Origin of the sequence: Streptococcus sp. NCTC 11567, from assembly GCF_902141215.1 — a bacterium.
In the GTDB taxonomy this organism is placed as follows: Bacteria; Bacillota; Bacilli; order Lactobacillales; family Streptococcaceae; genus Streptococcus; species Streptococcus dysgalactiae.
On sequence record NZ_LR595857.1, the window covers coordinates 1853601 to 1866905 of the forward strand.

9 protein-coding genes and 1 pseudogene are annotated in these 13305 nt (G+C 40.8%); 5 read left to right on the plus strand and 5 right to left on the minus strand.

Going from position 1 to position 13305, the window contains the following annotated elements; translation table 11 throughout:
• Positions 1-10: 10 nt before the first annotated feature.
• From lepB to FQT67_RS09290, 3 genes are all read left to right on the plus strand, one after another.
• Positions 11-604: a signal peptidase I gene (gene lepB / locus FQT67_RS09280; protein WP_012767541.1), complete on the plus strand. Its 594-nt coding sequence runs from the start codon at positions 11-13 to the stop codon at positions 602-604.
• Between the two features lie 59 nt (positions 605-663).
• Complete coding sequence (locus FQT67_RS09285) at positions 664-3117, plus strand: ATP-dependent RecD-like DNA helicase (RefSeq protein ID WP_046177430.1); 2454 nt, start codon at positions 664-666, stop codon at positions 3115-3117.
• Between the two features lie 90 nt (positions 3118-3207).
• A complete protein-coding gene (locus FQT67_RS09290; protein WP_046177429.1) occupies positions 3208-3696 on the plus strand; it encodes a hypothetical protein in 489 nt (162 codons plus the stop codon).
• 88 nt (positions 3697-3784) lie between these two features.
• Here FQT67_RS09290 and dinB read toward each other — a convergent pair whose 3' ends face one another.
• Positions 3785-4882 (minus strand): DNA polymerase IV, encoded by a 1098-nt coding sequence (gene dinB / locus FQT67_RS09295; protein WP_003059896.1) that lies wholly within the window; start codon positions 4880-4882, stop codon positions 3785-3787.
• A gap of 208 nt (positions 4883-5090) precedes the next feature.
• Between dinB and pflB the strand changes: the two genes are divergently transcribed.
• Both pflB and FQT67_RS09305 read left to right on the plus strand, forming a co-directional pair.
• On the plus strand, positions 5091-7418 hold the full coding sequence (gene pflB / locus FQT67_RS09300) for a formate C-acetyltransferase (RefSeq protein WP_003056840.1): 2328 nt from the start codon (positions 5091-5093) through the stop codon (positions 7416-7418).
• Positions 7419-7522: 104 nt separating this feature from the next.
• Entirely contained in the window at positions 7523-7975 is a 453-nt protein-coding gene (locus tag FQT67_RS09305; RefSeq protein ID WP_046165971.1) for a GNAT family N-acetyltransferase, read from the plus strand.
• Between the two features lie 123 nt (positions 7976-8098).
• On the opposite strand, the gene FQT67_RS09310 is transcribed toward FQT67_RS09305, so the two are convergent.
• The 4 genes and pseudogenes from FQT67_RS09310 to FQT67_RS09325 form a co-directional block, all read right to left on the minus strand.
• Complete coding sequence (locus tag FQT67_RS09310; protein ID WP_046177428.1) at positions 8099-10006, minus strand: glycoside hydrolase family 13 protein; 1908 nt, start codon at positions 10004-10006, stop codon at positions 8099-8101.
• 86 nt (positions 10007-10092) lie between these two features.
• Positions 10093-11664, minus strand: a complete 1572-nt coding sequence (locus tag FQT67_RS09315; RefSeq protein ID WP_046177427.1) for an extracellular solute-binding protein — start codon at positions 11662-11664, stop codon at positions 10093-10095.
• A 55-nt stretch (positions 11665-11719) separates the two neighbouring features.
• The gene (locus tag FQT67_RS09320) at positions 11720-12382 is read right to left on the minus strand and encodes a YesL family protein (RefSeq protein WP_046177426.1); all 663 of its coding nucleotides are present in this window, start codon (positions 12380-12382) and stop codon (positions 11720-11722) included.
• 11 nt (positions 12383-12393) lie between these two features.
• Positions 12394-13293 (minus strand): annotated as a pseudogene (locus FQT67_RS09325) (carbohydrate ABC transporter permease).
• Positions 13294-13305 lie beyond the last annotated feature (12 nt).

Below are 13305 nucleotides of genomic sequence, written 5' to 3' on the forward strand. Positions count from 1 at the left end.
AAGGAATTATATGAAACATTTTATTAAAGAATGGGGCCCATTTACCCTCTTTCTCATCCTCTTCGGTTTATCTCGTCTTTTCTTGTGGCAAGCTGTTAAAGTTGATGGCCACTCCATGGACCCTACGTTAGCCCATGGGGAACGTCTCATTGTTTTAAACCAAGCTAGAATTGACCGTTTCGATATTGTCGTTGCCCGTGAGGAAGAAAATGGGCAGAAAAAAGAAATTGTCAAACGAGTTGTCGGCATGCCAGGTGATACCATTGCCTACAACGATGATACGCTTTACATTAATGGTAAAAAAACAGATGAGCCTTACCTAGTTAACTACCTTAAAGAGTTCAAAAAGGACAAGCTTCAAAAGACTTACGCTTACAATAGTCTATTTCAGCAATTAGCTGAAACATCGGATGCCTTCACCACTAATGCTGAAGGTCAAACACGTTTTGAAATCAGTGTACCAGAAGGTGAATACCTCCTTCTTGGAGATGACCGAATTGTCTCACGCGACAGCCGTGAAGTTGGTAGTTTTAAAAAAGAAAAACTTATCGGTGAAGTCAAGGCTCGCTTCTGGCCACTCAATAAAATGACTCTTTTTAAGTAAAAAACAAGCCTGCCTTCGGGCAGGTTTTCGACTATCTTGTATAGACAGAAAGGTCCCTTATGGAACACTTTTTTACTGGTACTGTTGACCGCATTATCTTTGAAAATGCAGCTAATTTTTTTAAAATTCTCCTCCTTGCCATCGAAGACACAGATAGTGATATTGACGACTTTGAAATCATTATCACAGGGACGATGGCTGACATTATTGAAGGAGATGACTACACCTTTTGGGGGGAATTGACCCAGCACCCTAAATATGGACAGCAACTCAAACTAAGCCGTTACCAAAAAGTCAAACCTAGTTCATCTGGTTTGGTTAATTATTTCTCCAGCGACCATTTTAAGGGGATTGGAAAGAAAACAGCGGAGAAAATCATTGCCCTCTATGGCAATAATACTATTGACCATATTTTAGAAGACCCAAGTAAATTAGAAACTATTTCTGGTCTGTCCAAGGCTAATCGTCAAGCCTTTGTCGCTAAACTGAAATTGAATTATGGCACAGAGCAACTGATTGCTGGTCTCGTCGAACTTGGCCTTAGCAACCGTTTTGCCTTTCAAGCGTTTGAAAAGTATAAAGAAGAGGCTCTTGACCTTGTTAAAGAAAATCCCTATCAGTTAGTCGAAGATCTACAAGGTTTTGGGTTTAAGATGGCAGATGCTCTCGCTGAAAACTTAGGGATTGAAAACGACTCTCCGAAACGTTTTCGTGCAGCCCTCCTTCACTGTCTCTTGGAAGAATCCATCAATCGAGGAGATACTTATGTCCAAGCACGACAATTATTAGACTTTGCCATCACACTCCTTGAAGATGCACGTCAAGTAGAATGTGATCCTGCTGCTGTGGCTGAACAACTAAGCGAGTTGATCATAGAGGGCAAAATCAAAAACAGTGACACCAAACTGTTTGATGCTAGCCTTTATTTTGCTGAAGAAGGGATTGCTAACAACATCTCTCGTCTCTTAGATACTCCTTTAAGTCAGTCATTTAGTCATGATACCATTCAAACAACCATCCAAGCCGTTCAAAAAGACTTTGCCATCACCTATGACCAAGTGCAGCAAGAAGCCATTACTAAGGCCTTAACCAGCAAGGTCTTTCTCCTAACAGGTGGTCCCGGAACAGGAAAAACAACTGTTATTCGAGGCATTTTGCAGGCTTACGCGAACCTGCATCAGATTGATTTGGATAAAAAAGACCTTCCTATCTTGTTAGCAGCTCCAACAGGTCGAGCTGCACGTCGCATGAATGAGTTGACTGGACTTCCTAGCGCAACCATCCACAGGCACTTAGGCCTCAATGGCGACAACGATTACCAAGCCATGGAGGATTATCTAGACTGCGACTTGCTGATTGTCGATGAATTTTCAATGGTGGATACCTGGCTTGCCAACCAGTTGTTAGGAGCTATTAACTCAACAACTCAAGTGATTATTGTCGGAGATAGTGACCAGCTTCCTTCGGTTGGACCCGGTCAAGTCCTGTCAGATCTTTTAAAAGTCAATAGCCTGCCCCAAATCGCCTTGCAAAAGATATTTCGTCAATCCCAAGAATCTACTATTGTCAATTTGGCAGACCAGATGCGTCGAGGAATCTTAGCTGCTGACTTTCGTGATAAAAAAGCTGACCGTTCTTATTTTGAAGCCCAAGCAGCCTTTATCCCTGACATGATTCAAAAAATTGTCCTATCTGCTATTAAAAGTGGCATCCCTGCTGAGGAAATTCAAATTTTAGCGCCTATGTACAAAGGACAAGCTGGCATCAATCATCTTAATCAACTCATGCAAGAACTTCTCAATCCCTTGCAAGGACAAACAGAATTTCTGTTCAATGATACGCATTTTCGTAAAGGTGATAAAGTCCTGCACTTAGTCAACGATGCTCAGTTGAATGTCTTTAACGGAGATATTGGTTATATTACAGATTTGATTCCTGCTAAATATACCGAATCTAAGCAAGACGAATTAATCTTAGATTTTGACGGTAGCGAAGTCACGTACCCTAGAAATGAATGGCTAAAATTAACCTTAGCCTATGCCATGAGCATTCATAAGTCACAAGGGAGCGAGTTTCAAGTGGTGATTTTACCTATCACACGCCAAAGCGGCCGACTCTTGCAACGAAATGTGATTTACACGGCCATTACTCGGTCTAAAAGTAAGTTAATTCTGTTGGGAGAATATACTGCCTTTGAGTATGCTATTAAACACGAAGGCGATAAACGCCAAACCTACTTGATCGAACGCTTCCAAGAACAATCCGACTTAGCCTCCTCTCAACCTAACCAAGAGCTAAAATCAAAAGAGCAGACCTCCCTTTTTTCTAATACGGCAACCCTTGAGGACGACTCTCAAAAATCTTCCTCTCAATCAACAAACTCTAACCCCACTGAGAACTCTCAGTCAGATAATGATGATTTTAGGTTAACACCTGAGAATTATTCGACTATCGATTCGATGATAGGGCTTACAGAATCAGATATTGCCCTCTTTTTCCAGAAAAAATCCTAGAAAAACGGACATTTTTGATTAATCTATGGTATAATATTTTTGTATTAAACACATTGTACAATTTCGGATTAAGGACTCTAGGAGGATTATATGATTTCTTATGAAAAAGTGCGTCAGGCACTCAAAACGTCTACTATTGCCATTATTATTCTAAACGGGCTTGGAGTTGTACTGTCATTAATGGGATTTGCAGGGATTTTCTACTTACAAAGCCAACTCAAGAATGAAGCATTTCGGGCCCAATTAACAACTGAGCAATTGGCACAGCTACAAAGCAGCATGACACCATTTATGATTTTCTTATCTGTCTTAAATGTCCTTGCTATTATTGCTATCATTGTCTTTTGTGCTCAAAACTTATCTAAATTAAAACAAGGTCTAACGGTTAGTTATATTCCTTATATCTTAGGCCTTATCCTTTCTGTTATCGGCTTGGTTAACCAGTTCACAACAACCTTGTCAATGGTTGGAACTATCCTTATCCTTGCACAAGCTGCTCTTTATGGCTTTGCTTTTTACAAAGCCAAAACCCTTAACGACAAAGACACTGATACCGACCAAGACCAATCAATACTGTAATATCACACGAAGTAAGATAAGCTGACTAGGACTTTTCCTAGTCAGCTTATTTTTGCCTCTAGAAATAGGAAAGAGGAAAGCCTTCTTCCTACGATAAATCCAAAGCGATATCTGCCATCTTGTCCTCCAAGTTGGTCATGGTCACTCCCAACAAACGAATACCTACTGTATGTTCTGGTAAGGTATCAAAGATAGATTCGGCCACCTGCTCAATTTGTGCGGCATCCCTTGTCAGTTCTGGCAGGGTGACTCGCTTAGTTAAGGTGGTAAAATCAGCATAACGCACCTTAAGCACAATGGTCTTCCCTAACTTTTTATGGTCTTGTAAGAGAGCGGCCACGCGCCTAGCATTTTTACTGATTTCTGCTTTGATATCGGCTTCTTGATAAAGGAGTTTGGCATAGGTTCTCTCACTACCAATCGACTTTCTTATACGATTGGGTTTGACTGGAGAATGGCTAATGCCTCTCGCTTTACGGTAAAGATTAAAACCAAAGCGGCCAAAATGGTCAATCAAGGTCATTTCAGGAACTTCTAACAAATCCTGCCCTGTGTAAATCCCCATCTCATGTAATTTTTCAACCGACTTTTTACCGACACCATGAAACTTTTCAATAGGAAGGTCGGCTAAGAAGGAGAGGGCATCTTGGGGCAAAACAAGCGTTAGCCCATGCGGTTTTTCAAAATCACTGGCTAATTTAGCTAAAAATTTATTATAAGAGACTCCCGCCGAGCAAGTGAGGTGAACCTCATTCCAGATATCATGCTGAATCAGTTTAGCGATTTTCACAGCTGACTTAATCCCCAACTTATTATCAGTCACATCAAGGTAAGCCTCGTCAATAGACATAGGTTCAACCAAATCAGTATAACGTTTAAAAATATGGCGAATTTCCTGACCAACACTGCGGTATTTTTCGTAATTCCCAGAGATAAAGATAGCTTGAGGACAACGCTCATAAGCCTCTTTAGAGCTCATAGCAGAATGAATCCCATATTTCCTAGCTTCATAATTACAAGTAGAGACAACACCGCGTCCCCCAGTCTCTCTAGGATCTTTCCCAATCACAACCGGTTTCCCTTTTAAGACTGGGTTGTCTCTTTCCTCAACTGCAGCAAAAAAGGCATCCATGTCAATATGGATGATTTTTCGTGACGTGTCATTAAGCAGTGGAAAAATAAGCATCGGCCCCTCCTGACTATATTATACTCCTTAGAGCATCTAAAGCCAAAAAAATACATTCTAATACAGTTTGTGACTGTTTCAACAATCTGTATTATAAAAGAATCTTAATTTTGTCAAGAATTTTGCTTGGGAAAACGTTTCCTATATGTTAAACTTAGAGTTGTAAATGTAACAGATCGCTTTGTTACTAGAATTTAAGGAGAAATATATGGCAACTGTTAAAACTAACACAGATGTTTTCGAAAAAGCTTGGGAAGGCTTTAAAGGAACTGACTGGAAAGAAAAAGCAAGTGTCTCACGTTTTGTACAAGCTAACTACACGCCATACGATGGCGATGAATCTTTCTTGGCTGGTGCTACTGAACGTTCACTTCACATCAAAAAAGTTATCGAAGAAACAAAAGCACACTATGAAGCTACACGTTTCCCATACGATACTCGTCCAACTTCAATTGCTGACATTCCTGCTGGATTCATCGATAAAGACAATGAATTGATTTATGGTATTCAAAACGATGAATTGTTCAAATTGAACTTCATGCCAAAAGGTGGTATCCGTATGGCGGAAACGACCCTTAAAGAAAACGGCTATGAACCAGACCCAGCAGTACATGAAATCTTTACTAAGTATGTGACAACTGTTAACGACGGTATCTTCCGCGCTTATACTTCAAATATTCGTCGCGCTCGTCATGCCCACACTGTAACTGGTCTTCCAGATGCTTACTCACGTGGACGTATCATCGGTGTTTACGCTCGTCTTGCTCTTTACGGTGCAGACTACTTGATGCAAGAAAAAGTCAATGACTGGAATGCTATCACTGAAATCGATGAAGAATCAATCCGTCTTCGCGAAGAAGTTAACCTTCAATACCAAGCACTTGGTGAAGTGGTTAAACTTGGTGATCTTTACGGTGTTGACGTTCGTCGCCCAGCAGAAAACGTTAAAGAAGCTATCCAATGGGTAAACATCGCTTTCATGGCAGTATGTCGTGTGATCAACGGTGCAGCAACTTCTCTTGGACGTGTGCCAATCGTTCTTGATATCTTTGCTGAACGTGACCTTGCTCGTGGTACCTTTACAGAATCAGAAATCCAAGAATTTGTGGATGACTTCGTTCTTAAACTTCGTACCGTAAAATTCGGACGTACGAAAGCTTACGATGCGCTTTACTCAGGTGACCCAACATTCATCACAACTTCTATGGCTGGTATGGGTAACGATGGTCGTCACCGTGTAACTAAGATGGACTACCGTTTCTTGAACACGCTTGATAATATTGGTAACTCTCCAGAACCAAACTTGACTGTTCTTTGGACTGATCAATTGCCAGAAGCATTCCGTCGCTACTGTATGAAAATGAGCCACAAACACTCTTCTATCCAATATGAAGGTGTGACAACAATGGCTAAAGAAGGTTATGGTGAGATGTCATGTATTTCATGTTGTGTATCACCACTTGACCCAGAAAATGAAGAACAACGTCATAACATCCAATACTTCGGTGCTCGTGTAAACGTTCTTAAAGCCCTTCTTACTGGTCTTAACGGTGGTTACGATGATGTTCACAGAGACTACAAAGTGTTTAACGTTGTTGAACCAATCACATCAGAAGTTCTTGAGTACGACGAAGTTATGGCTAACTTTGAGAAATCTCTTGACTGGTTGACAGATACTTATGTAGATGCGCTTAACATCATCCACTACATGACTGATAAATACAACTACGAAGCAGTTCAAATGGCCTTCTTGCCAACACACCAACGTGCTAACATGGGATTCGGTATCTGTGGTTTCGCTAACACAGTTGATACCTTGTCAGCTATTAAATACGCAACTGTTAAAACTATCCGCGATGAAAATGGCTACATTTATGACTACGAAGTAACAGGTGACTTCCCTCGTTACGGTGAAGATGACGACCGTGTTGATGACATCGCGAAATGGTTGATGGAAGCTTACCACACACGTCTTGCAAGTCACAAACTTTACAAGAATGCTGAGGCTTCAGTATCACTTCTTACCATCACTTCAAACGTTGCTTACTCTAAACAAACTGGTAACTCTCCAGTTCACCGCGGCGTCTTCTTGAACGAAGATGGTACAGTTAACACTAGCCAAGTAGAATTCTTCTCACCAGGTGCTAACCCATCTAACAAAGCAAAAGGTGGCTGGTTACAAAACCTTAACTCACTTGCTAAACTTGAATTCTCACACGCTAATGATGGTATCTCATTGACTACTCAAGTATCACCTCGTGCTCTTGGTAAAACATTTGACGAACAAGTTGATAACTTGGTAACAGTTCTTGATGGTTACTTTGAAAATGGTGGTCAACACGTTAACTTGAACGTTATGGACCTTAACGATGTTTATGACAAGATCATGAACGGCGAAGATGTTATCGTGCGTATCTCTGGTTACTGTGTCAACACCAAATACCTTACACCAGAACAAAAAACTGAATTGACTCAACGTGTCTTCCACGAAGTGCTTTCAATGGATGATGCCGCTGAAGCTATCTCAGGTCAATAATCAGACAAGGCTCGTTATGCCTTTGCATAACGCCCTTAGTCATTCTTATAGAAGCAGGACATCAAACAGTTGTCCTGCTTCTTTTTTTAGCTTATAATAACCTTATGATAATCAAACAAACTCGAAATACTCTAGCTGATACTTATTTAGATGCTGTAAAAATCAGACGTCAAGTCTTTATTGGTGAACAGGGAGTTCCAGCTGCTATTGAAATCGACCGTAATGAGGCTTACTGTCTTCATTTTGTTCTTTACGACAATAATGGCAAACCTTGTGCTACTTGTCGTCTGCTGCCTGATTCCAATCAGAAAACCGTTACCTTACAACGCATGGCTGTCCTCAAAGAATACCGTGGCCAGGCCCTAGGACAAGAGTTAATGACTTACGTCCTAACCTATGCCCAAAAACAAGGAATTGAACGTATCAGCCTGCATGCTCAATTAAGCGCTCGAACCTTCTATGCCAAATTAGGTTTCCAAGAAGAGGGAGAGCGGTTCGAAGAAGCAGGAATTGAGCATATCACAATGACAAAAGACCTACCTCATTCACCATTATAAACATCTAAAAAACCCTATAACGAAGTGGCAGAGCAATCATGAAACTTATTATCTCGTGATAAAGGCTTCCAATAGTTATAGGGCTTTTCATAGTATTTTGAATCTGATTGGGCTAATTGGACATTATTGTCCTTGACAAAGGTGACCTGAGATGATTGCAGAACCTTTGGCTGGTACGATAAGATTCAAACGCTCTGCAGTGCTATCTACATGACTATCTCCGACAAGAAGTGCCCAGTCAGCACCCGTCATTCCTAAATCCAAAGCAGTGATGTCAATCTGCTCTTCTTGCTCTGACTGAGACCAAACAAAGAGGTAACAAGCTTCTCTAGTGAAACGAACAAAAACAATCACCTGTTCTGTCATGCGCAGAATTCTGAAGCCGCCTGTTTGGAGACTTTCCTCAGTGGTTTTTAGACGACAAAGCGTTTGATACAACTGATAACAATCTTTTTCTTGCTGGGTTAGCTCTCTAGACCAATTCATAGGATAGCGTGTACCTTCGTTGCTCTTATGATGGCCTCCGAGTAACTGCTCGTCACCATACCAGATATTAGTTGCTCCTGGAAGTCCAAAAAGACAGATAGAAGCTCCTTGGTAGGCTGCAAATGCTACGCCATCCATGTGATAAAGCCTTGGCACATCATGAGAATCGATTAGATTAAACATCTGATACTGGATTTGTGAAGGAACCTTGGTCATGAACTGTAAGATGCGTCGGCCAAGATGTCTAGCAGTCTTAGGGTAATTAATCTGAGCCAAATCAGGTTGCCTTTCCAAAAACAAGTCACAGGTCCCTGCGAATTCTCTCAGAGGTCTCGCCGCTTGGAAATAATTCATGGTGGAATCCCACTGCTTGGCGTCGTACATTTCCCAAGCGTCAGCCCATTCTTCCGCAATAATAGCAGCATCCTTTTTGGTTGCCTTAATCTCTTGGTAGATTTCCCGCCAAACCTCATGGTAAACATCTAACACATCATTTCTAGCCATCACATCTGCCACATCAAAGCGCCAACCATCAATATTAAAGGGCTCTTTGAGGTATTTTTTGAGAACAGAATTCTCATTACGGTAAATAATATCTCTGAGGCGTTGAGACCCGTAATTGAGTTGAGGCATGGTTTCTACACCAAACCAAGACTTGTAGTTGTTTTGCTCATCGATAAAGAAAAACTCTCGTTCAGGAGCATCAGGATTGTGATAGGCTCCCACACTTTTGTCGTAAAATTCACAGGTCTTGTTAAACCATTTTGAGGAGGAACTGGTGTGGTTAATTGAAATGTCCAAAACCAGTTTCATACCGCGATGATGAATTGCTTGCGATAAGGCAATTAAGGCCTCTTCTCCACCCAGACTTGGGTCAATTTCGAAGTAATCCAAAGCATCGTATTTGTGATGAGTGGGTGAGGTAAAAATGGGGTTGAGGTAAATCCCATTAACCCCTAACTCTTGCAAGTAGTCTAGATGATCAATAATTCCCCAGAGGTCCCCTCCATAGAAATCCATCGCAAAAACATCAGCATATTCTAAGGGCTGGTCTTCCCAACGCATTGGCCTTGGAGACTTGCCATTGTAAGTAAATTGCTCTGCTGTGATCCCTATTTCTGGTCGTCCATTAGCAAAACGGTCTGGCATGATTTGGTAAAAAACCGTCTGGGATAACCATTCAGGAGCATCGTAGTCTGTATAAATTTTAAAATTGTGACTATCATCTGGCAGGTAGTCGCTGATACCTGCTTGGGTGTAAAAATAAATAGCCTCTTTAGTAGTGAGGTAAAATTGATAAGACAAATAATCATCTAAACAAAGAGCGTCAACTTGATAATAGGATAAGCCATTTAAAGTCTCTGTCTTTGTCATTTCTTCGACAATTTCTACCCCTTGCTTTTTGTAGCGCAAGAAAACCTGTTGAAGAATCAGGTTTTCTTTGACCCGTAAGCTGATTTGAATAGTGTCTCCTTTTCGCGGATACGGCTTAGACACAAAGTGTTTAGTGCTATCTGAATAGACGGTTTGTAGTAAGGTTTGCATGTAACAATCTTTCTCTTTCTAAGCTAACTCATTAAGAAGACCCAAAAGAAGCCTAAGCACCTCTCTTGGGTCTTACTCATACTGACTTATTTCTTTTCGTTTTTCAAATAACGATCATAAGCGGCTTGGTGAATAGACTTATACTCTTTTAGCCCCATTTTATCAAGGCTAGCAAGGTATTCATCCCATTCTTTATCAATTCCTCCTTCAGTTACCCAGTGAGCTTGTTTCGTCTGAATAAAGGACATGATGTCAACCGAAATGACTGATAAGCGGTTTAGTTCTTCTTGAGTGAACATAACATTTGGAAAAGCTGGTTGAGCAGCATCTTCCACGACTTTTTGTGCTTCTAATTTAAGACCATCGCCGGCACCTTTAGGCAAGGTTACTTTCTTATTGAAATCATCTGGAGCGTACTTCGGTCCAAAACTTCTGAGTGAATTCACCCAGACAAAAATATCTTGTTCCCCATCTGGTGCTTCTAGCACGGTATAAGTGCCATCGTCATTCTTTTTAGTGGCCTTGTCAAAAGAGCCATAGAAGGTTTGAATCGTAGCATCTTCGGTGTAGAATTGGTCAAAGAAGGCTAGGATTTTCCCTGGATCCTTAGCTTGATCGGTAATCATCAGCTCATTACGTCCATAACCACTACCATCCGCATGCACATAAGCTTTGCCATCAGGACCTGTGATTGGAGGCATTGGGACGTATTCTGCAGCATGTTTACCAAAGAGGGCATCTGCTGTCCAACCTGCTGAAATACCGACAATAGCATCCCCATTGTTTTGACGTTTAGCTTCTGCTTGAGAGCTATCTTGGGTGAAAATTTCTTGATCAATGAGTTTTTCTTTGTATTGATCGTGAACCCATTTTAGCCCTTCTTTGTAGTAGTCGGCCGTTGGAGTAAAGGTGATTTCTTTTTTATCATTAACTGTCCAATATTTTCCAGATTCCCCTGGACTAATCACCGTGCCAAAAGGTAGGGCATAAGTGAGAATTGGATCAACCCCACCGTTTTCAAACGGAATTTCATCTGACACATTTCCATTGCCATTGGCATCTTTATCACGAAAGGCTTTAGAAACAGCGACTAAATCTTCGTAAGTTTTTGGCATGTCTAAGCCAAGGTTGTCCAGCCATTTTTTGTTGATATATAACTGGTTAGCAACCTTAGGGCTCATTGGCTCACGCTTTGGCAAGGAGTAAATATGCCCGTCTGGATCGGTAACAATAGCCCGCATGTTGGGATCTTTTTTCATGATTTTTGACAGATTTGGCATGTGTTTGTCAATTAAATCTTCCAATGGAATGAAGCGATTTTTAAAGACAGACAGGTCACTATCTGAGAAGCTAATAAATCCTAAAAAGGCATCTGGTAATTTACCACCGGCCATCAAGACAGCCTTTTGATCCGCCCAATCGGAATTTAAATAGATTTTCCAATCCACATCTACCTTAGCTTTCTTTTCAGCTTCTGCAACGAAGCCTTTAAGGAAATCTTTCCCCCAATCTTGCCAGCGGACAGTAGCCACAGTAAAATGATTCTCTTTTTGACTAGCGGTGTCACCCTTCTTATTAGACTGACAAGCTGCTAAACCTAAACTCAATGCTGTCACAAGTGATGCTGCTACCAAACGGTTAACGGATGTTTTTTTCATCATATCTCCTTATTTTTTCTTTTTTAAACACATCTTAATTGAAATCTCAAACCACTTATTCCTTTGCTAGCGTCCCTCCCTTTCTTTTCTCGGACTGTCTCTCATAGGGCTTTAAGAGCTTTTTGAAAAACAGGACCTTCCAAACGACTAAAAATGAGACCCCACCAAAGGTGAGAAAATAGAACGCTGTAAACAGTCCAACGGAACTGCTAACAAAGAAGGCATAGACTAGCAAGTAAGGTAAGAGCATCACTATAATCTTTCCTTTTTCATAAGAAAAAAGTTGAAAAACAGCTCTCACCATACCCATGAGTGAATTATCATAACGAGCTAAAAAATAATAGGCACAAAAAGTCACCAGTGAGACGTAAAATCCCATCACTACTAAGCTCATCGACCAAAACAAGTAAAGGATTCCTGTCATCTTATCAAGTAAACTGATATTCATCACAAGAAACAATATGAACAAACTACTCAAGCAAAAGAAAATCGTGCTTTGTTTGGCATCAGCTTTAAAATAGCGATAAAAGCGTTGAGTGACTTGACCTCGTTGGCCGTCCATCACATCGATAATGGATCGGTAAAGAGCTGTCAAACTAGCCCCAATACTCAAAAGAGGCAAGCTAAATGTAAGAAATAAACAATTGAGAAGGGCTAAATCAAAGCATGTCTCTAAAAAAGCTATTACCCGACTATTAGGATTAAGTAGTTTATTCATTCATCGTTATCCTATTCTTTAATAGAACCAATCATCACACCCTTATTGAAATGTTTTTGAAGCAAGGGATACAAACATAAAATAGGCAAGGTTGACACCACAATCGCTGCGTATTTCATCATTTCAGATAAGGCTCTTAATTCGGAAGCTAGACTACCCGTAGCCTGCTTCAGCAAGGATTCGTTGGTCACTAAAATACGTCTCAAAATCAATTGCAGAGGTTGCAAATCAGCGTCTGTCAAATAAATCAAAGCATTGAACCAAGAATTCCAGATCCCAACCGCCGTCCATAAACCGATAACAGCGATAATGGCTTTTGACAGAGGTAGTACAAATGAGAAGAAAAAGCGAATAGTTCCTGCCCCGTCCATTTGAGCGGCTTCCCAGAGTCCTTCTGGAATATTACTCTTAAAAAAGGTCTTAGCCACAATGATATTGTAAGAAGAGACCGCAAAAGGAACAATCATTACCAAGGCATTGTTTAACAAGCCTACATCTCGAATCACTAAATAAGTTGGGATGAGACCACCCGAAATAAACATGGGAACAAGAAAGAGAAATTGAATGGCTTTCTTCCCAAACAGCTCATTTCAAGAAAGGGCATAGCCTGCTGGGAGATTAACAGCTAACCCAAACAAGGTCCCAAAAACGGTATATAAAATGGTGTTACGGTAGCCAATCCAGATGCTCCTATCTTTTAATAAGGCATCATAAGCGCTCAGACTCCAATGTTTAGGCCAAAGCAGAACTTCTCCTCGCGCCACTGACGACGGATCACTAAAAGAAGCAATAATAACAAACCACAAGGGATAGACTACTAGTAAAATAATCAACGAAGCAATCACATAGAGGCTAATATCAAAGATGACATCTGAAGCTTTTCGATTCATAAATGTTTTCAAACGTTTCAAGTCAACTCTCCC